The 23,491-nt window shown below is 55.3% G+C and carries 20 protein-coding genes; 15 read left to right on the top strand and 5 right to left on the bottom strand.

Features of this window, described 5'->3' with window-relative positions; all coding sequences use genetic code 11:
* Positions 1–4: 4 nt before the first annotated feature.
* From MTX78_RS19185 to MTX78_RS19150, 8 genes are all read left to right on the top strand, one after another.
* Positions 5–937, top strand: coding sequence for an SDR family oxidoreductase (locus MTX78_RS19185; RefSeq protein WP_243797520.1), 933 nt, complete (start codon positions 5–7; stop codon positions 935–937).
* A gap of 231 nt (positions 938–1,168) precedes the next feature.
* Entirely contained in the window at positions 1,169–4,570 is a 3,402-nt protein-coding gene (secA, locus tag MTX78_RS19180; protein ID WP_243797519.1) for a preprotein translocase subunit SecA, read from the top strand.
* Positions 4,571–4,730: 160 nt separating this feature from the next.
* Positions 4,731–5,399: a deoxyribose-phosphate aldolase gene (deoC, locus tag MTX78_RS19175; RefSeq protein ID WP_243797517.1), complete on the top strand. Its 669-nt coding sequence runs from the start codon at positions 4,731–4,733 to the stop codon at positions 5,397–5,399.
* Positions 5,377–5,934 (top strand): sporulation protein, encoded by a 558-nt coding sequence (locus MTX78_RS19170; protein WP_243797516.1) that lies wholly within the window; start codon positions 5,377–5,379, stop codon positions 5,932–5,934. Before deoC ends, MTX78_RS19170 begins: the two co-directional genes overlap by 23 nt.
* A 116-nt stretch (positions 5,935–6,050) precedes the next feature.
* Positions 6,051–7,244, top strand: coding sequence for a M20 metallopeptidase family protein (locus MTX78_RS19165; RefSeq protein ID WP_243797514.1), 1,194 nt, complete (start codon positions 6,051–6,053; stop codon positions 7,242–7,244).
* 39 nt (positions 7,245–7,283) lie between these two features.
* The gene (locus MTX78_RS19160) at positions 7,284–8,105 is read left to right on the top strand and encodes a hypothetical protein (protein WP_243797512.1); all 822 of its coding nucleotides are present in this window, start codon (positions 7,284–7,286) and stop codon (positions 8,103–8,105) included.
* A 227-nt stretch (positions 8,106–8,332) separates the two neighbouring features.
* Positions 8,333–8,776 carry an Hsp20/alpha crystallin family protein gene (locus MTX78_RS19155; protein ID WP_243797511.1) on the top strand — a complete coding sequence of 148 codons (444 nt, stop codon included), beginning with the start codon at positions 8,333–8,335 and terminating at the stop codon, positions 8,774–8,776.
* A 260-nt stretch (positions 8,777–9,036) separates the two neighbouring features.
* Positions 9,037–10,542, top strand: a complete 1,506-nt coding sequence (locus MTX78_RS19150) for a Do family serine endopeptidase (protein WP_243797510.1) — start codon at positions 9,037–9,039, stop codon at positions 10,540–10,542.
* 114 nt (positions 10,543–10,656) lie between these two features.
* Here the strand turns inward: MTX78_RS19150 and MTX78_RS19145 are convergent, their stop codons facing one another.
* The 3 genes from MTX78_RS19145 to MTX78_RS19135 all read right to left on the bottom strand — a co-directional run bounded on the left by MTX78_RS19145 (position 10,657) and on the right by MTX78_RS19135 (position 12,343).
* On the bottom strand, positions 10,657–11,064 hold the full coding sequence (locus tag MTX78_RS19145) for a hypothetical protein (RefSeq protein ID WP_243797508.1): 408 nt from the start codon (positions 11,062–11,064) through the stop codon (positions 10,657–10,659).
* 235 nt (positions 11,065–11,299) lie between these two features.
* Positions 11,300–11,731 carry a hypothetical protein gene (locus MTX78_RS19140; protein WP_243797507.1) on the bottom strand — a complete coding sequence of 144 codons (432 nt, stop codon included), beginning with the start codon at positions 11,729–11,731 and terminating at the stop codon, positions 11,300–11,302.
* Between the two features lie 141 nt (positions 11,732–11,872).
* A complete protein-coding gene (locus MTX78_RS19135) occupies positions 11,873–12,343 on the bottom strand; it encodes a hypothetical protein (protein WP_243797505.1) in 471 nt (156 codons plus the stop codon).
* Positions 12,344–12,604: 261 nt separating this feature from the next.
* Between MTX78_RS19135 and amaB the strand changes: the two genes are divergently transcribed.
* From amaB to MTX78_RS19105, 6 genes are all read left to right on the top strand, one after another.
* Positions 12,605–14,203, top strand: coding sequence for an L-piperidine-6-carboxylate dehydrogenase (gene amaB, locus MTX78_RS19130; RefSeq protein WP_243797504.1), 1,599 nt, complete (start codon positions 12,605–12,607; stop codon positions 14,201–14,203).
* A 247-nt stretch (positions 14,204–14,450) separates the two neighbouring features.
* Complete coding sequence (locus MTX78_RS19125; protein ID WP_243802931.1) at positions 14,451–15,020, top strand: RNA polymerase sigma factor; 570 nt, start codon at positions 14,451–14,453, stop codon at positions 15,018–15,020.
* Between the two features lie 110 nt (positions 15,021–15,130).
* Positions 15,131–15,934, top strand: a complete 804-nt coding sequence (locus tag MTX78_RS19120) for a hypothetical protein (RefSeq protein WP_243797502.1) — start codon at positions 15,131–15,133, stop codon at positions 15,932–15,934.
* A complete protein-coding gene (locus MTX78_RS19115; RefSeq protein WP_243797501.1) occupies positions 15,931–17,232 on the top strand; it encodes a hypothetical protein in 1,302 nt (433 codons plus the stop codon). The genes MTX78_RS19120 and MTX78_RS19115 overlap by 4 nt, the downstream gene beginning before the upstream one ends.
* Before the next feature lie 254 nt (positions 17,233–17,486).
* The gene (locus MTX78_RS19110; protein WP_243797499.1) at positions 17,487–17,948 is read left to right on the top strand and encodes a PPC domain-containing DNA-binding protein; all 462 of its coding nucleotides are present in this window, start codon (positions 17,487–17,489) and stop codon (positions 17,946–17,948) included.
* A 291-nt stretch (positions 17,949–18,239) separates the two neighbouring features.
* On the top strand, positions 18,240–18,737 hold the full coding sequence (locus tag MTX78_RS19105; RefSeq protein WP_243797497.1) for a PaaI family thioesterase: 498 nt from the start codon (positions 18,240–18,242) through the stop codon (positions 18,735–18,737).
* A 276-nt stretch (positions 18,738–19,013) separates the two neighbouring features.
* Here MTX78_RS19105 and MTX78_RS19100 read toward each other — a convergent pair whose 3' ends face one another.
* Positions 19,014–20,774 (bottom strand): T9SS type A sorting domain-containing protein, encoded by a 1,761-nt coding sequence (locus tag MTX78_RS19100; protein ID WP_243797496.1) that lies wholly within the window; start codon positions 20,772–20,774, stop codon positions 19,014–19,016.
* Between the two features lie 355 nt (positions 20,775–21,129).
* Here MTX78_RS19100 and MTX78_RS19095 point away from each other — a divergent pair, with 355 nt between their 5' ends.
* Positions 21,130–21,840, top strand: a complete 711-nt coding sequence (locus tag MTX78_RS19095) for an outer membrane beta-barrel protein (RefSeq protein ID WP_243797494.1) — start codon at positions 21,130–21,132, stop codon at positions 21,838–21,840.
* 18 nt (positions 21,841–21,858) lie between these two features.
* On the opposite strand, the gene MTX78_RS19090 is transcribed toward MTX78_RS19095, so the two are convergent.
* Positions 21,859–23,415, bottom strand: coding sequence for a DNA integrity scanning protein DisA nucleotide-binding domain protein (locus MTX78_RS19090; protein ID WP_243797492.1), 1,557 nt, complete (start codon positions 23,413–23,415; stop codon positions 21,859–21,861).
* Positions 23,416–23,491: the final 76 nt, after the last annotated feature.

Genomic DNA, 23,491 nt, shown 5'->3' with positions numbered 1-23,491 from the left:
TACGATGCAAATACTACCCTCCAATGAAGCGCTGGCCAATCTTTCGCAGCCAGTTATTCAACCCTTATTAATTACGGGAGCCACCGGTACACTTGGTCGCGCTTTCCAGCGTATTTGCCATACCCGGGGCATTGAAACGGTGATTCTGAACCGTTCCGAAATGGATATTACGGATGTGCAATCCGTTGAGAAAGCCCTTACCAAACATAACCCCTGGGCGGTAGTAAATACCGCCGGGTACGTACGGGTGGATGAGGCCGAGAATGATTTCGAGCGGTGCTACCGCGAGAATGCCATGGGCCCAACTATCCTGGCTACTGCCTGCGCTGCCCGCGGCATTCAGCTACTCACCTTCTCCTCCGACCTCGTGTTTGATGGCAACAAGTCGTCGGCGTACGTGGAAAGCGACCAGCCCCGGCCGCTGAACGTGTACGGCAACAGCAAGCGCCTCGCAGAGCGCGACGTGCTGATCCAGCAGCCTAGCGCCTTAGTAGTCCGGACCAGTGCTTTCTTCAGCCCCTGGGACGAGCATAACTTCGTATACGCGGCGTTGCGGGCCGGCCAGCAAAAGCAAGCTTTCCAAGCTGCCGACGACGTGCTCATTTCGCCCACCTACGTCCCCGACCTTGTCAATGTATCGCTTAACCTGCTAATTGACGAAGAGAAAGGGGTGTGGCACCTCGCCAACCAAGGCGCCTACACCTGGGCCGACTTGGCCCGCGTGGCCGCTGATATGGCTGGGATGGATCAGTCGTTTGTTTTGCCCTGCTCGATGCGCGCTTTTGGTTTGCCCGCAGCTCGGCCGTCTTACAGCGTGCTGGGCAGCAAACAAGGTACTTTGCTGCCATCAGTCGAGGACCGGCTGCACCAGTGCGTTGGGGAAATGATGCACAAACTGCGGGAAGAACCAGAAGAACGCATTGCGCTGGCTTCGTAGGTTGATAGTACGGTCAGCAGGACGCCCTGCTCGACAAGCAACAACCAACAATCAGCAAGCAAAATAACCTGACAACATTTCTTTTATGGAAACCCCGCACCCTTTTTGAGGTGGCGGGGTTTTGTCGTTTCAGGGGTGCGGACGACGCATAAGCGGTATTGTCCCGGGAGTTTCCCGAAAAACGCCGTAAATTTGAGGTACGCCCTTGCGTTTCAGCTTAAATAAACTAGCATGTTTGATTTTTTAGGGAAAACCGTCGCCAAAATTTTCGGTACCAAATCGGACCGAGATTTAAAGGAGATTATCCCCTACGTGGCGCTTATCAATGCCGAATATGCCAAACTGGCACAACTATCCGACGATCAACTGCGGGAACGCACCAACGAGGTGCGTGCTCGCATCGATGCGCACCTAAAGCCCATTGACGATCAGCTGTCTGGGCTGCACGCCCGCGTCAACGAGGATACTACGCTTGATATTGGGCAGAAAGAGCAACTCTTCGATCAAATTGATGAGCTGGAAAAGCAGCGCAACAAAGAGCTTGAAGTGGTGCTGATGCAAGTGCTGCCGGATGCTTTTGCTATTGTAAAAGAAACTGCGCGCCGCTACAAGGAAAACGGTCAGCTGGTGGTAACCGCCACCGACTACGACCGGGAGTACGCGTCGCGCAAAAAGAACGTCGTCATTCAGGGCGACCAAGCTACGTGGTCGAATAAGTGGATTGCCGGCGGTGCCGAAATCACCTGGGACATGGTGCATTACGACGTGCAGCTGATTGGCGGCGTGGTTCTGCACCAGGGTAAGATTGCCGAAATGGCGACGGGTGAAGGTAAAACGCTAGTTTCAACGTTGCCCGCTTTCTTGAATGCCTTGTCCAAGCGTGGGGTGCACCTAGTAACCGTCAACGATTACCTCGCCAAGCGTGACTCGGAGTGGAATGCTCCGTTGTTCGAGTTCCACGGCATCACCGTAGACTGCATCGACAAGCACCAGCCCAACACGGATGCCCGCCGCAAGGCCTACGCCTCCGACATCACCTACGGCACCAACAACGAATTTGGCTTCGACTACCTGCGCGACAACATGGCGCGCGACCCGCAGGAGCTGGTGCAGCGCAAGCACCACTTCGCTATGGTCGATGAGGTGGACTCCGTACTGATTGATGATGCCCGGACGCCGCTCATCATTTCCGGCCCCGTGCCGCGTGGCGATGTGCACGAGTTCTATCAGCTGAAGCCGCGCATTCAGATGCTGGTAGATGCCCAGAAGAAACTGGTGCAGCAGTATTTGGTGGAAGCCCGCAAAGGCCTCAAGGAAGGTAAAGAAGGCACCAAAGAAGGGGAGCCTGGCTTGGCGTTGTTCCGTGCTTACCGCGGCCTGCCCAAGAGCAAGCCGCTCATCAAGTTCTTGTCGGAAACCGGTGTGCGGGCCGTGCTGCAAAAGGTGGAGAACTTCTACCTGCAAGACAACTCGCGCCAGATGCCAACGGCCGATGCGCCGTTGTACTTCACCATCGACGAGAAAAACAACCAAATCGAGTTAACCGAAAAAGGCATCGACCTGATTACGGCCCAAGGCGAAGATCCGCACCTGTTCATCATGCCCGATATCGGGTCGGAAATTGCGGCGCTGGAAAACAGCAAAACGCTGACCAACGAAGACAAGCTGCACCAGAAAGAGCAGCTCATGCAGGACTATCAGGAAAAGAGCGAGCGGGTACACACCGTAAACCAGCTGCTGAAAGCCTACACCCTGTTCGAGAAAGACGACCAATATATCCTGACCGACGACGGCAAGGTGAAGATTGTGGACGAGCAGACCGGCCGCGTTATGGAAGGCCGCCGCTACTCCGACGGGTTGCACCAAGCTATTGAGGCCAAGGAAAACGTGCGCGTAGAAGACGCTACGCAGACCTACGCCACCGTGACCTTGCAGAACTACTTCCGCATGTACCACAAGCTGGGCGGCATGACGGGTACGGCTGAAACCGAAGCCGGCGAGTTCTGGAGCATCTACAAGCTGGACGTGGTAGTGATACCCACCAACCGCGGTATTGCCCGCCACGACGAGCACGACAAGGTGTACAAGACCGTGCGTGAGAAGTACAATGCCGTAGCCGAGGAAATCCAGGAGTTGGTGAAAGCCAACCGCCCTGTACTGGTAGGTACTACGTCGGTGGAAATTTCCGAGCTGGTAAGCCGCATGCTGAAGCTACGGGGTATTCCTCACCAAGTGCTGAACGCCAAGCAAAACCAACGCGAAGCCGAGATTGTAGCCGGTGCCGGCCATCCGGGCACTGTAACCATTGCCACCAACATGGCTGGCCGTGGTACCGACATCAAGCTGAAAGGCATTGCTAAAGAATCGGGCGGACTCGCCATCATTGGTACGGAGCGCCACGAGTCTCGCCGCGTCGACCGGCAGTTGCGTGGTCGGGCTGGTCGCCAGGGCGACCCAGGTTCTTCGCAGTTCTTCGTGAGCTTGGAAGATAACTTGATGCGCCTGTTCGGCTCCGACCGGATTGCCAAGCTCATGGACCGTATGGGCCTAGAGGAAGGCGAGGTGATTCAGCACTCCATGATTACGTCCAGCATTGAGCGGGCGCAAAAGAAAGTCGAGGAAAACAACTTCGGCCAGCGCAAGCGCCTGTTGGAGTACGACGACGTGATGAACGCCCAGCGCGAAGTGGTGTACAAGCGCCGCCGCAACGCCCTATTTGGGGAGCGTCTGGAGCTGGACATCTGGAACATGATCTACGACGTGGCCGAAGACGTAGTAATCAGCCACAAGATTTCTGGCGACTTCGAGGACTTCAAGCTGGCTATCCTGCGCATCTACGGCTATGACACCTACATCACCGAGCAGGAGATGAAAGGGTTGGCCGCCGGTCCGCTCACGCAGAAGCTCTACGACGAGGCGCTCGGCTACTACCACAGTAAGAACGACCACATTGCCACTAACGCTATGCCGCTGGTCAATGACCTGCTGGCGCAAAACGCTCCGTTCGAGAACGTAGCGGTGCCGTTCACGGATGGTCGCAAGCAAGTATCAGCCGTAGCCAGCCTGCGCCGGGCGCAAGCCACGCAAGGCCACGAAATCATCCGGAGCATGGAGAAGGCCGTGGTGCTTTCAACCATCGACACCGCCTGGACCCAGCACTTGCGCCAGATGGACGACCTCAAGCAGGTAGTACAGAACGCCGTGTATGAGCAGAAAGACCCATTGTTGGTGTACAAGTTCGAGAGCTTCGAGCTGTTCAAAGGCATGATCGGCAAAGTAAACGAGGAGACGCTGGCCTTCCTGTTCCGCGCTGATGTGCCGATGCAAGCCGGCGCCGAAGGCACCAACGACCCCGAGTTCTACATCGAAGACGAATTGCCCACTCCGGCCCCGATGCCTAAGCTAAAGGCCGAGAAAGAGGTGTCGTCGGTGTCGTTGGGAGCTGGTCCAGAAGATTTGGACCCGAACGAGCCGTTGGAAAAACAGCAGCCTGCCCGCGCTCAAAAGGTTGCCAACCGCAACGAGAAAGTGAGCGTGCAATACATGGACGGCCGCATCCTACGCGATGTGAAATACAAGACAGTGGAAGACGATGTGCTCAACAACCGGTGCGTGGTTGTTGATATAGCATAACAATTTCGGCCAAGTAATTGCTTTAAGCGGGGGCCGGCGACATTCGCCGGTCCCCGCTTTTGTATTAGGCAGTCTAAGACCCTGTTTCAGTTCGTACATTATAGAACCGCCCGCCGTACAAACGCACACCTTTTCCTTTGTTGACATTACCTTTAATGCCATGAACCTCGCTTCTCACATCGACCATACACTGCTCCGGCCCGATGCTACCCCCGGGCAAATCGAGCAACTGTGTGCCGAGGCCGCAGAACATCATTTTGCAACGGTCTGCGTGCCGCCCTGCTATGTACGGCTCGCCGTTGAAAAACTGCAAGGATCCGGGGTTGCCGTTTGCACCGTGGTTGGTTTTCCGCTAGGCTATCAGCTAGCGAAGGTGAAGTTTTTCGAGGCGCACCAAGCCCTGACGGAAGGAGCCACCGAGCTGGATATGGTTATCAACATCGGGGCATTGAAAGACGGGCATTTAGAGGAAGTGGAAGAGGAAATAGGGCAACTGGCCGAACTGTGCCATTTGCGCGGTGCCCTGCTGAAAGTGATTATCGAAACGGCCCTGCTCAGTGAAGACGAAATTGTGCTGGCCTGCGAGCTATGTGAGGAGGCCGGTGCCGACTTCGTGAAAACGTCTACCGGCTTTGCCAGCCGGGGAGCATCCGTGGATGATGTTATGCTAATGCGCCAGTCCTTGCCGGCTAACATTCGTATTAAAGCTGCTGGCGGTATTCGCACCCGGACTGCCGCGCTGGCCCTGTTGGCCGCTGGCGCCGACCGAATAGGGTCGTCCAACAGCCTTGTTTTGCTTCACGAAGATGATACTACCATTACTGCGTAACGTGCTGCTGCTTTCCACTTTATTTGCGCTGGGAGCTTGCGCCACTACGGCACCAACTACAAGCGCTGCTACCACTCCCGCTGATACCACCAAGTCGCGCCCTAGCCAAGCTACCCAGGCAGGTTCTGTTGAAGACCTGAGCAGCTACCGGCCCAAGTTTTCCATTTCCAAAGATCCTGTCACGCCTGCTCCCAAGTCGGCGGTGACGCCCACCAACCACGTAAACGCGCAAATAGAGCAGCGCCTGCGTGACCAGGCCTACACCAACCAGAACGTGAAGTACGCGCAAGGCTACCGGATTCTGGCTTATGTGGGCCTGGAACGCGACAAAGCTATGGCCATTCGCCGCGCCGTTATCGGCCGCTACCCCGACGAAACCGATTACCTCACGTTCAAGCAGCCGGTGTTTCGGTTGTACGTGGGTGACTACCTCACCCGTTTAGAGGCAGAACAGGCGATGCTACGCATCCGCCCGCTGGCGCCCAAAGCCGAACTGGAATCAGCGCAAGTGCTCTTAAATAAGTCGGGGTATTAGCCTACCACTGCTTTTTGGGTGAAGATGGAGGTGCGAGGGTAGCTGCTGCCCACCGCGTTAGCTTATCTTGCGGCATCATTCCACTAGCCACCAACTGCAAGTTGGTGTACCTTTCTATGAAACACCTGCTTCCCCGCATCAAAGCCCTGGCAACCGAAACTGCGGCCGATACTGTAGCGCTCCGCCAGCATTTGCACGCGAACCCCGAGCTGTCATTTCAGGAGTTCAACACCATGGCCTTCGTTACGGCAGAGCTAACCAAAATGGGGCTCACGCCGCACCCGATTGCCAATACGGGCGTTGTGGCTCTCATTGAAGGCCGTAACCCCAGCACCCGCACCGTAGCCTTGCGCGCCGATATGGATGCGCTGCCCATCACAGAACAGAACGAGGTGCCGTACAAATCGACAAACCCCGGCGTGATGCACGCCTGTGGCCACGATGTGCACACCTCGTCGTTGCTTGGCACCGCTCGCATTCTGACGCAACTGCGCGACGAGTTCGAGGGCACGGTGAAGTTGATGTTTCAGCCGGGAGAAGAGCTGTTGCCAGGTGGCGCGTCGCTGATGATCAAGGAAGGCGTACTAGAAAACCCGAAGCCAGCCAGCGTATTAGGGCAGCATGTATTTCCAATGCTACCAGCCGGGCAAATCGGCATCCGTCCGGGACGCTACATGGCCTCCACCGACGAGCTGTATCTGACCGTCCGCGGTAAAGGCGGCCACGGCGCCATGCCCGAAATGAACCTCGACCCAGTGTTGGTAGCGGCCCATATCATTGTGGCGGCGCAGCAAATTGTGAGTCGCCGGGCCAGCCCCAAAATGCCCTCGGTGCTCTCGTTCGGGAAGGTTATTGCCAACGGCGCTACTAACGTCATCCCCAACGAAGTCTACATCGAAGGCACCTTCCGGACGCTAAATGAGGAGTGGCGCAACGAGGCCCACGGCCACCTACGCCGCTTGTGCGAAGGACTAGCCGATTCGATGGGAGCCACCTGCGAACTGGAGATTCGGCGGGGTTACCCGTACCTAGAAAACGAGCCCCAACTAACCGCCCGCATTCGGGCTGCTGCCGAACAGTACCTCGGCCCTGAAAACGTAATCGAGCTAGACCAGTGGCTGGCGGCGGAAGACTTCGCCTATTTTTCCCAAGCTGCCGATGCCTGCTTCTACCGCCTGGGTACGCGTGCTACCGATGGCCGGTTTGCGTCGTCTGTGCATACACCTACCTTCGATATCGAACCCAAAGCCCTGGAAACGGGACCAGGCTTAATGGCTTGGTTGACCTTGCAGGAGTTGGCTTGCTTATAAGCCGTTGGGCTCTTGTCATACTTGTAACTATCGTTTTTGATGCGCTGCTACCTTAGGTACTTATTAGTTGCTGGCAGCGTACTGCTGGTAACTACCGCCACCATGGCCCAGCGCCGCCACGTGCGCGACGTGGTGGTGGTGCCGGAAGCGCAGGTGGAATTGGCTCTCTCAGGGTCCGATTACGTGTTGATTGGCTTCAACTTAGTAACCTCACCCGATGGGGGTAGTACGTTTGCGGCCGGTCAGTTGCGCTTAGGCTACGAGCACTTTTTAAATCAGCAATGGAGCATTGGCGCTACGTTGCGGGTGCTTGGCGGCGACAACTACAGTTACGGCGACTTTCTAGGGCTGGATGGAAATATAACGCCTGGAGTCTTGGTGCGGCATAGCGGTAAAATAGGCGCTTTCAACTTCGGGCAACGGCTGGGCGTAGAGTACGCTACCACGTTCGACGTGCTCGGCAGCGACAACGAAAACCGGGCTCTAACTCGCCTGCGGCTCGATGTGGATCGGGTGTTTCCATTGGGGGGGAAGCTTGCCGTGCGGCCCCGGCTGGCTTACGAACCGGTAACGTATCTGCGGTTGCAGCGCGACGAAAACGATATCAAAGAGCGAGTAATTGATTTCGGTAACCTACGAGCAGAAGTAGGAGTCCGACTATCGCCGCATGTTGATTTCACGCCCTGGGTGGCCTCGCAAACCTATTACATTAACTCGTTGCCACAGTATGATGCCTTGGGCCAGCAAACGGGCGGTGGCCGCACTAACTTGGTCACGCCCACCCTCGGGATAGACCTGCGCCTGACATTATTCAGTGGTAGTTCAACTACTGAGCGGTACCAGCTTCCCACGCAGCATTAAGAAATCAGAATGACAAAATGGCTTGGCTTCAATTAAGCCATTTCATCAGTCAGATGATTTGTTTCGACGTTTATCTGCAAAATTGTTGAGGAGACACATGCAGCGGTATAGACAGAAATGACATTTTGTCTTCTTGTTTGTGCTCTTTTTGATCTGGTATAGATTTTATAGAAAGAGGATGTACCCGCAAGGGAAAACATTAACTCAGACTTCAACTCTATATCATCATGGCAACTTTGCTGTATAACAATCGTCCTGCTCTCCGTCCTGCCCGTGCTTTCAATTCGCTTCTAAACGAAATGCTGCGCGACACTCTACCCACTGTGACGGAACCCGTTAAATCTTTCGTTCCTGCCGCCGACATTTTAGAGTCGGAGAACGGTTTTGAACTGCACTTAGCGGTGCCTGGCGTTGTAAAAGAAGACGTTAAAATTGATTTTCAAGAAGGCCATTTAGTTATTAGCGGGGAGCGCAAGGCTCCGGTAGCGGAGGAGAATGCTCCCAAATTCCGTCGGGTCGAAACTGGCTACGGTAGCTTCACTCGCAGTTTCCGCCTCCCCGAAACGGTAGACGTAACCGCTATTGATGCTCAGCTTACCGATGGTATTCTGCGCGTTGTGTTGCCTTTCGATAGCAAGAAAGTAACGAAGCATCATATTGAGGTTCGTTAAAAACTTGAAAGCGAGAAAAAAAGGCATCCTGTGGGTGCCTTTTTTTCTCGTTTATGTGTTATAAGGTATAGTTTCTGATTTGGGTGTGATTGGTGAGGGAAGGCTGAAATAGTCAGAAAATCTCCAATACGTGCAACCCAATACTAGCTGGTACGCATCTTTCGTTTGCCAGCGAACATGAAAGCTCTCTCACTTGCTTTTCATGCTGATTTTGTAAATTAGAGTCACCTTCTTTTTCTCTTCTTATCCTCGTATTACCCATGCAAGCAAAACAAATGATGCTCGGTCTGCTAGGCTCTGCTATTCTAGGCGGTGGTGTGGCAGTGGGTGGGTACAAGCTGCTAGAGCCGGAGCGCACTGCTGCTCCTCAAACTGTGGCTGCTGACCCCAACGTTCGGTACACCAGTGAGCTGCGCAGCAGCAATTACGTAGTGCCGGAAGGTTTGAACTTTACGGCAGCAGCTGCTTCCGTGACGCCAGCCGTAGTACACGTAACCACAGAGTATGCTCCAAAGCCAAGCCGCAACAACGCAGCGCAGATGGATCCTTTCCTGCGTCAGTTCTTCGGCGATGAGTTCGAGCAATATCACGGTCGTGGTCAGCAGGGTGTACAGCAGGGCTCGGGCTCGGGCGTTATCATTGCTGCCAACGGCTACATCGTTACCAACAACCACGTTATCGATAAGGCCGACAAGATTACGGTCATTATGGATGACAAGCGTAAGTTCGATGCCGAGCTAGTAGGTACCGACCCTACCACCGACTTGGCGTTGCTGAAAGTGAAGGCTGATAACCTCCCCTTTATCCGTTACGGCAACTCTGACCAAGTGAAAGTAGGCGAATGGGTACTGGCCGTTGGCAACCCCTTCAACTTGAACTCTACGGTAACAGCTGGTATCATTTCCGCTAAAGGCCGTAACATCAGCATCCTGCGCGACCAGAAAGGCATGGGTATCGAGTCGTTTTTGCAGACGGATGCTGTTGTGAACCCTGGCAACTCGGGTGGTGCCCTTGTAAACCTGAATGGTGACCTGATCGGTATCAACTCCGCTATTGCTTCTCAGACAGGCTCTTTCGTAGGCTACTCGTTTGCGGTGCCAAGCTCCATCGTGAGCAAGGTGATTGACGACTTGCTCAAATATAAAGTGGTGCAGCGGGCCCTGTTGGGCGTGAGCATTCAGGAGGTGGACGCCACGTTGGCTTCCGAGAAAAAGCTCTCTTCGTTGAACGGTGTGTACGTGCAGTCCCTGACGGATGGTAGCTCGGCAGCTGAAGCGGGTATCAAACCCGGCGACATCATCACCGAGATTAACGGTACCAAGGTGAACACATCTTCGCAACTGCAAGAGCAAGTAGCCCGTTTCCGCCCTGGCGACAAAATCAAAGTAACCTACCTGCGTGGCAGCGACACCAAGAACACCACGGCGGTGTTGCGTAATGCGACTGGAACCACTGACATCATTCGTGAAGAGGTAAGCAAGGCCATTAAGTACGAAGGTGCTACGTTGGCCCCGGTTAGCAAGCAAGAGATGAACAAGCTGGGCTTGGAAGGCGGAGCTAAAATCACTGGCATCGGCAAGTCCAACTTCCGTGAAACCGGTATTGCTGACGGCTTCATCATCACCCGCATAGATAAAAACCAAGTAGCCAAGCCACAGGACGTACAGAAGTACCTGGAAGCAGCTAAGAACAGTGAAGGCGCCCTCGTAGAGGGTGTCTATCCTGATGGTCGCAAGGCATACTACCCCATTGGGCAAGCTGAATAAGGCTTAGCAAGTATGAGTATTAAAAAGCCCTCTGCTACTACAGCAGAGGGCTTTTTGTTGGTAGTAAAGGAAACTGTAAGGGCGAGTGCTGCGAGCAACGCAAAGCTTTTCGCATTACGAAGAAAGCCACTCCATAGCCGCTCCTTCGTCGCCGAAGAGGCGCATATAGTATGGTCTTTCGGGAGCGAGGCCATACGTGAGGTAATGCATCTGCACGGGGTCGGAGGCGTACACGGCCATGCGAGCAGGCGAGCATAAAACACTTATGTGAAGCACTTGAGGCGCTAGACTGCTGGCTGCTAACGGGTAAAAAACGGTAGTAGTCCATCGACCCAGCTCCGGGCTGATCTGTTCCCGACGGCGCACATCGAGCAGCCAATGCGCTGCGCCGTGTTCCTGGGCTGCGGCTAGTACAGCGGTAAAGTCGGCTTGCAGCTGAAGCAAAGGCGCGTCAGAAAGCCAGCGCACGACCAGTGCATTCAAGTCGGAGCGGTACTGAATGGTACAGGTGACAGAAGACATTACTGCACACATAAGAGGGCGACGCTGAACAGGAAAGAGACTATAATTGAAAGCCTTACGGTTGAGGTAAGTGAGCAGCAGCCAAGCGTATCCTATAGAGTAATATAAGAGTATCCTGCAAACTCAGCAACGTTTTCAAGCAGAAAACTTCCAAGGGGGGGCACTACGGCGCGAGCGTAGTGTGGGCTATTAGCAAAGCACTGCGGTAGGAGCAAAGAGTTTGCTACCCACCTTGCTAGTGGGGAGTAGGAGCAGCCAGCCAGCGCTGCGCGTCGCCTTCCTGATCAAAAAGTTTGAAACAGTAGGAGAACATAGCTTTTTCAAACCGGGAAAGTAAGCTTGCCATTTCAGCATCTGTCTGTAGCCGTCGCTGGCTGTCGGGTGGAACCATGTATGCCATGCGAAGGGGCTGATGGAAACGAGTTGCCAGCGTTGGAAAAAACGAATCATTCACCCATTGGCCGGCTTCGATGCTTATTGTTAAGGCTCGGGTGTCGAGCAGCCAGCGTACTGTGCCGCAGCGCTCTGCCTCGTCTGCTAGCGCATAATAGCCAGCCTGCAGTTCCGATAAGCTCACGGGCCGGCGCCAACGGGCAATGAGCACCTCCAAGTCGGGCCGGTAGGTTAGGGCAAGGTGGTCGGCGACGGTGAGGGTTTGGGGTTGCATACTATTGAGTCAGCTAGCATTTAAACATCAGGCAGCCTTTTTTCAACAAGATCTATCAGCACAGAACCCAATAGGGTATCGAGAGAAATACAGCCTTTTTGCTGGTTAGGCACGTGCTGTATCGGTGGTATGGATTACCTCCTATATAAGCGGAACCGTTCGTTTGTTTTCTTCGAAAAGCCACGCCATGGCTACCGCCTCATCCAGAAAAGAGCGTAGGAGGTAGGGTTGGCTGGTGCCTTGTGCCCGCTCCACGGTACTATACATTTCGGGGGTGGTATCAATAATGTGTTGTCGGCTAGGCGACGTCAGGTAGGCTACGCGGAGTATGCGGGGGAGTAACAGCAATGCTGCTTGGGGTAGAAAGTCGTCGGCTACCCAACGCGTGTTGTTGCTGTTCACTGCCTGGCGGCGTCTGACATCAACAAACCAGTTCGTTACCTGATGGCGCAACGCCAACTCAAGCGCTGCTTGATGAGCTACTTTCAATTCCGCTAATGAGGCATCACGCAGCCAACGCAACACAACCAACTGCAGATCGGGACGGTAGCTAAGATTCAGGTATTCGGTGTAAGGAACAATGGGCGCAATAGTGTAGAGAGTTGACGGCATAATCCAAAGCGGGTAGATCAAGGCGTAATGATAAATAAAATGCTTTGGTATGACAAGCAGCGCAGTAGCACGATTTAAAGACTTGTTTCTGTTATATGAGGTTTATTTTATTATTGAAATAGTTATAATATATACATTATTTGCTTTTGCGTAGGATGGTATTTGACTCACAAAGGCGTACTTGCTTGAACCAGGAACCTCGGCTTAGTTCGGTGGGTACTGTACCTTTGCTTTTCCCAACCCACCCTATTCTTATAGAACATGAAACAAGCCCTTGAAGAAGCTACTGCCACTGGTACCGACGTATCAGAACACGACCCACATGGCATTCAGCAAGTACTCCGCGAACTAGGGGTGCAAGTGGAAAATGCGGCTTGGAGTACCGGCCTACAATGGGGCGGAGCCGGCAATAGCTCTTCCAAGCCTATTCATTCACCTGCCGATGGCCGCCTTATTGGCAAGGTAGCACTAGCCACCACCGCCGACTACGATGCAGTAGTTGAAACAGCACAGGCGGCTTTTAACACCTGGCGGGTGGTGCCTGCACCCAAACGCGGCGAGATAGTACGCCAGATTGGCAACAAGCTACGCCAATACAAAGAGCCACTAGGCAAACTGGTAAGCTACGAGATGGGTAAAATCCTGCAGGAAGGCCTCGGCGAAGTGCAGGAGATGATTGATATCTGCGACTTCGCAGTTGGCCTCTCGCGTCAGCTGCACGGCTTTACAATGCACTCCGAGCGCCCTGCCCATCGCATGTACGAGCAGTACCACCCACTAGGGGTAGTTGGTATTATATCAGCCTTCAACTTCCCGGTGGCGGTATGGAGTTGGAACGCCATGTTAGCGGCCGTATGCGGCGATGTCTGCATTTGGAAGCCTTCAGAGAAAACTCCGCTTACGGCCGTAGCTGTACAGCATATCCTGGCGGATGTGCTGCGCGAAAACGAGTTGCCCGAAGGTGTTTTCAACTTAGTGATTGGGGATGCCGAAATTGGTGCCCGCATAGCAGCCGACAGCCGGGTACCATTGGTGTCAGCTACGGGCAGTACGCGCATGGGCAAGAAGGTAGGGGAGGTAGTAGGAGCCCGCCTGGGTCGCGCACTGCTGGAGTTGGGCGGCAACAACGCCATCATTCTCACCGAACACGCCGACCTGGATATTGCCATTCGTGCCATTGTGTTTGGGGCTGTCGGTACGGCCGGGCAGCGTTGCACCACCACCCGCCGCGTCATCATCCACGACCGTATTTTCGAGGACGTGAAAGCGCGCTTGCTGAAAATTTACCCCAATCTGCCCATCGGCAACCCTTTACAAGAAGGCACCCTTGTCGGCCCGCTGATTGATCAGGATGCCGTACAAAACTTCAAGAAGGCGCTAGAAAGCGTGCAGGCAGAAGGTGGCAAGCTGCTTATCGGCGGCGAGGTGCTATCGGGAACTGGCTTTGAAACCGGCACCTACGTGCAACCCGCCTTGGTGGAAGCGCACAATCATTACCATACGGTGCAGGAAGAAACCTTTGCTCCCATTCTGTATCTCATCCGCTATAGCGGTGGGGTAGAAGAGGCTATCGAACTCCAGAACGGTGTGCGCCAAGGGCTATCGTCCAGCATCTTCACCCTCAACATGCGCGAAGCCGAGGCGTACCTCAGCCACACCGGCTCCGACTGCGGCATTGCCAACGTCAACATCGGTACAAGCGGCGCTGAAATCGGCGGAGCTTTCGGCGGCGAAAAAGAAACCGGCGGCGGCCGGGAGTCTGGCTCCGACGCGTGGCGCGTGTACATGCGCCGCCAAACCAACACCATCAACTACAGCACTCAGCTGCCGCTGGCGCAGGGCATCAAGTTTGATGTATAAGAATGCGCTTACGCTGCGTTGCTAAGCAGTAACGTAAACAGACCCGTCTAGTGCCACTAGACGGGTCTGTTGGTTTAGTGGAAAGTTGGCTTATTTAACACTTAGCTTTTGTAACAGGCGAGGTGCAACCTCTCAGCGGCTGGCTCTGTCTTTCACTTGCTTATCCGCTACCCCTTAGTGGCTTTGTCCGGAAATTTGGATATTTACGATCATCCATTCTTCAATTTTGCTGCCTTCGCCCGACGCCATGGAAGCTTTTGCGTATACTGACATCAACGCCCCGCTGGTAGAGCGGTGCCGATTGGGTGACCGACGGGCACAGGCCGAAATCTACAAACGCTACTCTAAAGCCATGTTCAACGCTTCGTTGCGCATTACCGGCGACTACGCCGAGGCCGAAGATGTGCTGCAAGAATCATTTTTGAGTGCCTTCCGGGAACTGCACAGCTACAAAGGGGATTCATCATTTGGCAGTTGGCTGAAACGAATAGTAATCAACAAGAGTATTAACTGCCTGCGCAACCGGCGCTTGCAATTGGTACCACTCGGAGAGCAGCACGACGCCGCTGGCTCCGATGCCAACGAGTACGCTGTTGACACCGAAGTAATACAGTGGCGGGCCGATGTAGTACGACGTTGCGTACAGGAATTGCCCGATGGCTATCGGGTAGTGCTCACGCTGTACCTGCTGGAAGGCTACGACCATTCCGAAATAGCGAGCATCCTGGGTATCACAGAGTCTACGTCAAAGTCTCAGTATAGCCGAGCTCGTAAAAAGCTTTTGGAACTAGCTTGTCAACAAGGGCTTACCTCTTAAACCTGATTTCTTAATCTATTTTATCTCGTCGGCCGCGCTTTGCCCACCCTCCACTTCGACAGGGCGCGCCGGACCGAGATAAACCACGTGCCTAGTACCACCCCCCCAACATGAACGATAAAGAAACCGGTCTGGAGAATTTCATCGAGCGGCATCGTGCCGAGTTCGATGTGTTCGAGCCGCGCCCGGATTTGTGGGACGACATCGAACAGGAACTGGCTGCACCCACGGCCGGCCCTGTTGAGCAGGACGCTGATGAGACAATTGTCCCTAAACCGTTGCGGATTGTAAAATTGTACCCTGAAGCTCCGGCTGCTACGCTGGCTGCATCATCCGAACCGTTGCGCACTACCAACAGCAACACGTGGTTGCCTCGCCCAGGTATAGCAGCGGCAGTAGCCTTGCTGGTACTGGCTGGTGTGGGGGCCGTATGGAACAATGAGCAGCATACCACAGGCTGGACCAATACGGGTACGGCTCCGCTGGTGCTGGCTGCCCCGAGCCCCGCTCCAACTGATGCCAATACCGGCCTCTACTTCGGTGCTTCCCCAGTAACGAATTCACAGGAAGCTCCTGCGCAGCAACTCACCAAGACTGTGCAGCGCATGGAAACGTATTTTGCTTCGCAGATCAGGGAGCGGCAGCAGGAGTTGCAACAACTGGAAGCCGAAACGCCCGTGGCCAGTGCCCCCGCCGCCGATTGGCAGCGGGAGTTGGCCAGCTTGGATTCCACCTATCGTCAGCTCAAAGTGGAGCTGTATCGCAACCCGGAGCCTGATGTGGTGTTGGAAGCTATGAACCGCAACCTGCAGATCCGCCTCGATATCTTGAATCAGCAAACTCGCTTCCGCGAGCAGGCCCAGGAATACACTGCTCAGCCGCTGATGATTGCCGATAACCACCCCATGCCATGAGCTGCTTCCGCCGCACCTTTCTATGGACCAGCCGCCTGCTGGCAGTGGGTACCCTAGTGGCTGCCAGCTTAGGCGCGCAAGCGCAGCAAGCGGCACCCACTATCTTGGCGCACCCAAGTGCTCCAACCGACGTGCATTACTACCAATCGTCCGGCGCCGAAGCTCCTGCTTTTTGGCCCCAAGGAGGTGGTTCAGATGCAGCGCACAGCCAGAATTGTCTGCAGAATGCGCAGGCTCCATCGTTGCTGGGTACGCAGGAACCGCAGCAGGAAGCGGCCACTCCGGCCGCCGAAAAAACGCGCAAGCTAAGCCGCACTTTCGCAGTGCCAAACGGCAAGCCGTATGCGCTCAACACTCGCTACGGGCGGGTGCAAGTGAACGTGTGGAACCGCCAGGAAATCCGGACGGATGTTGACGTCATTACCCGTGCGGATACCGACGAGAAGGCTCAGCAATTGCAGGAAATGATTCAGGTGCAGGTGCTGGAAAACGACCCCGCTACTGGGGGCGTATCAGCCCGCTCACACTTCGGGACGATGCCGCACGGCTGCTGGAGCCGGACCAAACTCTACGAGGTAAACTATACAGTGTGGTTGCCGCGCAATACGCCTTTGCACGTCTATAACACGTTTGGGGAAGTAAGCATTCTGGGTGACCTAACTGGCCCGACCGAACTTGCCGTGGAGTACGGCACCCTGCGCACTGGCCGTTTGGATGGCAGCCAGAACCTACTGCGCATCGGCAACGGGCAGGCAGCTATACCATTCGTTCGTCGGGCGGGCATTGATGCCTCGTACTCCCGCTTGCGCCTCGACACCGGCGAAACCGTGGACTTGCGCAACAACTACTCTGACATCAACATCGGAATCGTGCAGGACCTGACGGTGCACAGTAAATACGGCGACGTAGCTCTCGGGACAGTGCGTAACCTGCGCGGAACATCGGGCTACTCGAAGTTTAGCATCGACAAGCTAAACAATCAGCTGGATATGACGGTACAGAATTGCCCCAACTTCGAGGTGCGCAATACCGGCCGCAATTTTCGGGAAATCAATCTTGATGGCGGTTTCAGCACTATCCTCCTGAACTTCGAGGACAATGCTGGCTTCAACTTCGACGTAAACACGCAGCATGGGAAGCTGCTCGTTGACAAAAAGCTTGTGAAAGTGGCTTCCGAAGAAAGTAGCCCCGTATCCAGTGATATGCAGGGTACTTTCGGCGCAGCCAGCGCCCGCCGGTCTGCTAGCAGCAACGTCAATATCCGGGTGCGCTACGGCAACGTGCGCTTCAACCGCTAGTCGGCGGAGGTAAGACAAGCACCCCAGTACAAGGGCCTGTTTCGAACAGAGGAAAGCACACGTTGCCGCCTCTCTTCGGAACAGGCCTTTTTTGTAGCCAGAGAGAAAGGAATGGCAGTGAAAAGCGTTGTGCTGCTGTTGGAATGACGTTCTTAGCGGCCGCTATGAGCCGTTGTTCGAGAATACGCGTTTTGCTTTTGTCTCTGCTTTTACTTTGGTGCGCCTTGCCTGCCACGGCGCAGTCGTCTGTCGCTATGTCTGTTACGCCACCCGCTTCATCAACTATGCGCACGTATGCCTTGCGGCTGAAGCCGGGGCAGGACTTACGCCGAGAAATCAATGCTTTCGTGGAGCAACACCAGATTCGGGCGGGCGCGATGGTTACCTGCGTGGGAAGCTTGACGCAAGCCACGTTGCGCCTCGCCAACCAAGAACAACCGACGGTGTACCACGGGCATTTCGAAATTGTATCCTTGGTCGGGACGCTATCCACCAATGGCGGGCACCTCCATCTGGCCGTATCGGATTCCACGGGGCGTACCATCGGCGGGCACCTGCTCGATGGCAACCTGGTGTACACCACCGCCGAACTGGTGATAGGGGTATTGGAAGAACTGGATTTTCGGCGAGAGCCCGACGCTACATTTGGCTACCGAGAGCTAACGGTGTACCCGGCCGCCACACCCGCTAAACGCAAGAAACCGGCATCTCGCTAGACCTGGCCTAAGTAGGTAGTTGGCCGAAGGTTGGCTCCCAGTCAAAAGTCCGTCCTGCTTTACTTGGCGGCTTATCGAAGCACAAGGAACTTTGCACCGGTTATCCACACGCTCTAGCTTGTGGGACAAGTCAGGTGAAAAAGGTATTGCTCTGTTGTAAGACCTGTTGGCGTCAGCGAGTGGTGGCTGGGCTGATGCGTTGCTGCAGCTTCCTCTGGGCCATGTGCTATGCGAAGCGGAGGCTTCGTGCTACATTCACTCATACTCGCTACTACCTGTCTTCCCTGTCCTATGACGCCCGCCACCCTTGATACGCCTGCTGCTGCCGCCTTTCGGCGCACTATTTCCAATCCGCTGAAGCTCCGGCTGTTTATGCTACGGAGCTTGCCGATGGCTTATCTGGCAGGACTACGGCTGCGCGAGGTTACGCCCGAGCGAGCAGTTATTACGGTGCCGTTCAAGTATCTAACTAAAAACCCCTTCCGCAGCATCTACTTCGCGTGCTTGAGCATGGCGGCCGAAATGGCAAGCGGCATGCTCGCCATGATGTACACCCAAGGTGCTGGGCGAGTATCCATGCTGGTGGTAGGACTGGAGGCAGACTTCACCAAGAAAGCCGTGGGACTTATTGCCTTCACCTGCGCCGATGGGCCGCACATCGCCCAAGCCATTGCCGACAGCCGCGTCACCGGGGAAGGCCGCACGGTGGTGTGTACCAGCACGGGCGTCGATGAGGTGGGCGACGTGGTGGCTACGTTTCGAATCACCTGGTCGTTCCGGGCGAAGTAAGGCTGAAACTCAAAGCCCGACGGGAGTGGCGCTCTGGTGCCAGATAGGGGACGACCAAAGGTTGATTGGGTTTGCCAACTCGCAATCGTTGGGGAATAAGCCCAGCGGTGTCGGCGAGTGGCAAGAGTTGGAACTGCCGTTGTTGCTTAAGCCTACCACCCAACCGTTGGAAGCCGCCAAAGCATGGTTAGCTAACAAGTAGACTCTGCTACACCTGGCGCTACCTAGCTACTTTCTCTCTGCAGATGGGGCCGTGGCTTATGCGTTGCGGCGAGCTTAGTTTATAGCAAGCGAGCGGGTGATGGTTTCACTTCCTGCTTGCACTTGCACCCGATACAGGCCCGGCTTCAAATCCTCCAGGGAAACATCGGCTTTGGTGCCAGTGGTTGCCAGGCGCAGGTTTTGCGTGCGCACAGTGCGGCCCACTACATCAGAAAGGGTAACCGTAGCTTGCGTGACGCCAGACACCGCTGGTACTACAACCGTGGTGTGGGTGTGCGCCGGATTCGGGTAGATGCTCATACCCGCTAGCGCTGTTAGAGAAGAACTCTTCGTGGGCAGCGCCATATCGGTGAGAGCCGCTAGAAAGCCGACACCTGCGTTGCTAGAGTTGGAAATAGTTTGGTTGCCGAACGTAGCCGGCGCTACCACATAGCCTGCCACGTATACGCTGGTGCCACTGAGTACCACGCCAGAAGCTGCATCATCACCTTCTCCCCCAGCTTGTTGTACCCAGGTGAAGCTGCCCGTTCGCCCGGCATCCGAGAGCTTGGCGGCAAACACGTCACTGGTGAGGTTGGTGTTTCTGTTGATGATTGTGGTATTGCCCAACCGCACGATAGCGCTAGTGAAACCGCCGGCCACGTACACGCTGCTGCCCTGTACGGCAATAGCATTCACCGATTCATCTTGCAGCCCACCGGCCTGCTGCACCCAAACAAAGCTGGCCCCGTTGACAGTCTCGGTCAGCTTGGCTACAAACACATCAGCGCCCCCGGCACTCGTGAGGGTGGTTGCTCCGAAGCTGGCAGCCGCTCCACTCTGGCCGAAATGCCCGGTGACGTACACGTTCGAGTTGTTGACGGCAAGGGCAGTAGCCCGGTCGGCGCCAGTACCGCCCGCCCCCTGAGCCCAGGTGAAACTAGCTGATGCTCCTGCGTCAACCAGCTTGGCCACAAAGGCATCAGAATTTCCGGCGTTGGCCAGGGTGCTGTTTCCGAAAGAAGCCGTGGGGCCCCGGAAGCTGCCAGCTACATATACGCTGGTGCCCTGCACGGCCAAGGCGCTAATTGCGTCGCTGGTAGGACTGCCGGCCCGTTCGGCCCACAGAAAGCTAGCAGTGGAGCCAGCATCCGTGAGCTTGGCTACAAATAAGTCGTAGGTGCCAATGCTGGTTATGGCTTGCGTGCCGAAGCGAGCAGTGTTCAGGAACTGCCCTCCTATATATACGCTGGTACCACTCACAGCCAAAGCGGTTATTTGGTCGTAGCCTGACCCGCCGGCCTGCTTGGTCCAGGAAAAGCTGCTGGAACTGCCCGCGTCCGTGAGTTTGGTAACAAACATGTCGTATTCTCCAGCGCGGTAGTTGTTGGTGAGGGTGGTAGCACCGAACTGCACAACCGGACCTTCGAAGGTACCCGCCACGTATACGCTGGTCCCGTTCACGGCTACTGCGGTGGCTACTTCGTTTGCTGCGCCACCCATGCGCTGTGCCCACACATACCCTGCGGTAGGGCTCCACTTCACCACAAAGGCATCATAACTACCAGCACTGGTCAAGGTGATAGAGCCGAAGTGGGCTACCCCGCGGAAGTAACCCGTGGAATACACGTTTCCGCTGGCATCGGTAGTGGTGGCGTTGATATTGGAATAGCTGGCGTTGCTGATCTGGTTGCCCATCACAACGGGCTGCCAAGCTGGCGCCTGTGCTTGTGCTTGGGGAGACGCTATTAAAAGCAGCAATAGAGTGCATAGAACGCCTAGCTGCGTATAGAAAAAGCGAGGCATAAATGTGGCATAAGTAAGGGTAGCATTCATAGGGAGCGGGTAGCAGGGAAATTCATTAGCCTTAAACTCCTATAAAAGTAGTGAAAGTTTTAAGTTGATAAGTTATATCAACTAGGAAAAAGAATATTATTTATTGAAAAGTGCCCCAATTAGCTTCCAGAGGGCATGTTGATGCAGGTTCATCGACGTGAAATCTAGCCGTCACCTGCACAGTAGCAACCGCCTAACACTAGCGTATGACTTCTCACAGATTCAGCCAATAGCTTCTGGAACGAATACAAGCTGATATCTAATAGCTACATAAGGCCAGGAGTATTTTGTGCTATCATTGCACCACAGCATTGCCTGAACATGCGTGATAGTCAATCAGATATAGATACGCTTTATGAAACGCACACTTGCCGCGACCCTCATTTGCTTGGTTTTATTGCTTCCGAAGATTTCTGGGTATGGGCAGCACCTGCAGGCTGTTGGAGTAAGCGGCAGCTTCAACATCGCCCGGCTGCACAGCAGCACGCAAGAGTTTCGGTTGGGCTCTGTGGTTATCAACCCTCAAGCCGACCAAAGCAATGACGAAACCGGCAACGGGCCAACTGTTTTCGGCCGCTGGCAGGTAGGGCAGGGCGGCTGGTACGTTCAGCCGGAACTTGGTCATGTGTCGGCGTTGGAAACACCAGTAGGGCTAACCTACAGTTCCGGCAACTTTCCTTACTCCAGCCGCCGCATCCGTCGCGTAGATATTCGCCTGTTGGGTGGCTATCAATCGGGGCCCTTGCGCCTGTTTGCGGGGCCCAGTGTCGGCCGCTACCTGCGCGATTCGCGGACTCCCAATTTCATAGACTCCAACGTGCAAGCCGCCGCCGAAGCCCTTGATGCCGACCGGTCCAGTATACAATGGGCAGTGCAGGCTGGCGCAGGTGTCAGCTTGTGGCGTCTTGATGTGAATGCACGCTACGAGTGGGGCCTGACACCGTACAGCCGTACCGTCGTATTTCAGCAGCAAGCCTTCCATTTCAATCGAAACCTGCAGCAGCTGATTATGGAAGTGGGTTTTCAGCTGTATAAGCGGCCACTGCAAGGGTACAAAGTCCCGTAGGCGCTGAAAACGGAGCTGCTACTCTTCCCCTAATCGGTCCTTGCTGATAACGTTTACCATGCCATCTTCACTGACGACAATGGCCAGACAAGGGTACGGCGAGGTTTCCACGTAGCGAATAGCAGAGTTGTAGCGGGCTCCACGGGTGCTGGTGCCGCGGCCTGAGGCCTTGCCATCCAGAATTACACCAATAGAGTAGCAATACGACTCTGGGTCGAGCAGTACGGCGCCGTCAATGGACGTGACTAGCCGGGTGATAAGCGGCGTGAGCGGCACCGGCTCAATGAGTGTGCATTGCAGTTTCAGTCGGTCGGCTTCGGCCAGGGCCTCGGTGGTGATGACGAGCAAGGTACCGTGCTTCTGGCGGCTGGCTTCCAACACCACCTCCCACAAACGCTCGACCTTGGCGGGGTCGGTGAGTTGGAAAGTGCGTTTGAGGTCTTTGCGAAAACGGCTCCGGTTGACGCGCGACCGGGGCAAACTGGGCTGGCTGTAAATGGTCCGCATCAGCACTTTGCCATCGTGCTGAAACTCCCAGGCAAAGTGGTTGATGAAGTTGATGACAAACAAATCTTCCCGCGTCGGATCATAGTCGCCCACTAAGCGGCCCAGGGCATACACATTTTCGCTGTCCGAAAGCAGGCTGATATCGGGCGTGGTCATTTCCAGGAGCTTGCGCACGGCTCGGTAGTCGGTAAGCGGGGTGGGGCAGGTGAGGGCAAATACCTCTTCCACGTTGGGGTGGCGGCGCCGAGCCATGATGAGCTTCCCGACACCCTCGGCCCCTTCGTAGCGCAAGCTGGAAATAGTGTTGAGCGTGTTGAACAAGCGGGCTGCGCCAGGCTCCGCACCCAGCGCTTGCGCTGGCGTATCGAGCAGGCTTTTGCCGGCTGCGCGCAATATTTCTTCGGCCTCGCGGGGGCGCGTCAGCATTCCGAAGCCAGGCTCCGCTTCACTCAGGGTTTTATAGCATTCCTCGTTGAAGCGCAGAATAGCCGCCGACAGCAAGGACGGCGCCAGGGGCTTGCCATCGGTGTAGTAGCGGTGTGGTCGCAACGACGGATAGGCCCGCATGGCTTTGCGGCGCATCCGTAGCACCGGCATCACAAAATAGTCGTTGATAAGCACTGGCCATCCTGCCAAATGCTGGTGCAGGGCGGCTTCGTCTTGGGCAGTAAACACTTCCTGCACCGCGTCGCGGATACCTATAGCTTCCTGCCGCCGGCTCATCATTTCCTGCGATGAACCGTCGCGGGGTACCCAATTTGCCAAATGGGTGCGCAGTTTAAGGTCGCGACCTCGCGCCAAGGCGTTGGTGAAGCGCCCAGCGTCCAGACCGTGGCCGGCAGGCTCCAAATGCACCAGCGGCACATCGGATGCAACCGAATCGGTAGCGAGTGCTAGCAGCAGCACATTAGGCTCCAAATCATCGTCGAGGGCGTTGAAGATGCCTTCGGCAATGTTTTGGGCTGCTTGCAAGAAGCGCATTTGGTAAGGCCAAATATGGTACGTGTCAGGTTCGGCACCAGGCTGAGCCGTTACGGGCGGCGCGGATAGCAGCGGTAAGGAAAGCATAGGAAGGCGGAAAGAAAGCCAAGGAAAACAGTCAGCAGCTACATCCGCCGACAACCCAACTCTGGGAAAGCAACAA

This window comes from Hymenobacter tibetensis, from assembly GCF_022827545.1.
Taxonomy (GTDB): domain Bacteria; phylum Bacteroidota; class Bacteroidia; order Cytophagales; family Hymenobacteraceae; genus Hymenobacter; species Hymenobacter tibetensis.
Note: the sequence above shows the minus strand (reverse complement) of the source record. Positions and strands in the feature narration are given on the sequence as shown.

Bases quoted from the DNA above. Each gene is read 5' to 3' on its own strand.
- MTX78_RS19185 (WP_243797520.1), top strand. From the start codon at position 5: ATGCAAATACTACCCTCCAATGAAGCGCTGGCCAATCTTTCGCAGCCA.
- secA (WP_243797519.1), top strand. From the start codon at position 1,169: ATGTTTGATTTTTTAGGGAAAACCGTCGCCAAAATTTTCGGTACCAAA.
- deoC (WP_243797517.1), top strand. From the start codon at position 4,731: ATGAACCTCGCTTCTCACATCGACCATACACTGCTCCGGCCCGATGCT.
- MTX78_RS19170 (WP_243797516.1), top strand. From the start codon at position 5,377: ATGATACTACCATTACTGCGTAACGTGCTGCTGCTTTCCACTTTATTT.
- MTX78_RS19165 (WP_243797514.1), top strand. From the start codon at position 6,051: ATGAAACACCTGCTTCCCCGCATCAAAGCCCTGGCAACCGAAACTGCG.
- MTX78_RS19160 (WP_243797512.1), top strand. From the start codon at position 7,284: ATGCGCTGCTACCTTAGGTACTTATTAGTTGCTGGCAGCGTACTGCTG.
- MTX78_RS19155 (WP_243797511.1), top strand. From the start codon at position 8,333: ATGGCAACTTTGCTGTATAACAATCGTCCTGCTCTCCGTCCTGCCCGT.
- MTX78_RS19150 (WP_243797510.1), top strand. From the start codon at position 9,037: ATGCAAGCAAAACAAATGATGCTCGGTCTGCTAGGCTCTGCTATTCTA.
- MTX78_RS19145 (WP_243797508.1), bottom strand. From the start codon at position 11,064: ATGTCTTCTGTCACCTGTACCATTCAGTACCGCTCCGACTTGAATGCA.
- MTX78_RS19140 (WP_243797507.1), bottom strand. From the start codon at position 11,731: ATGCAACCCCAAACCCTCACCGTCGCCGACCACCTTGCCCTAACCTAC.
- MTX78_RS19135 (WP_243797505.1), bottom strand. From the start codon at position 12,343: ATGCCGTCAACTCTCTACACTATTGCGCCCATTGTTCCTTACACCGAA.
- amaB (WP_243797504.1), top strand. From the start codon at position 12,605: ATGAAACAAGCCCTTGAAGAAGCTACTGCCACTGGTACCGACGTATCA.
- MTX78_RS19125 (WP_243802931.1), top strand. From the start codon at position 14,451: ATGGAAGCTTTTGCGTATACTGACATCAACGCCCCGCTGGTAGAGCGG.
- MTX78_RS19120 (WP_243797502.1), top strand. From the start codon at position 15,131: ATGAACGATAAAGAAACCGGTCTGGAGAATTTCATCGAGCGGCATCGT.
- MTX78_RS19115 (WP_243797501.1), top strand. From the start codon at position 15,931: ATGAGCTGCTTCCGCCGCACCTTTCTATGGACCAGCCGCCTGCTGGCA.
- MTX78_RS19110 (WP_243797499.1), top strand. From the start codon at position 17,487: ATGTCTGTTACGCCACCCGCTTCATCAACTATGCGCACGTATGCCTTG.
- MTX78_RS19105 (WP_243797497.1), top strand. From the start codon at position 18,240: ATGACGCCCGCCACCCTTGATACGCCTGCTGCTGCCGCCTTTCGGCGC.
- MTX78_RS19100 (WP_243797496.1), bottom strand. From the start codon at position 20,774: ATGAATGCTACCCTTACTTATGCCACATTTATGCCTCGCTTTTTCTAT.
- MTX78_RS19095 (WP_243797494.1), top strand. From the start codon at position 21,130: ATGAAACGCACACTTGCCGCGACCCTCATTTGCTTGGTTTTATTGCTT.
- MTX78_RS19090 (WP_243797492.1), bottom strand. From the start codon at position 23,415: ATGCTTTCCTTACCGCTGCTATCCGCGCCGCCCGTAACGGCTCAGCCT.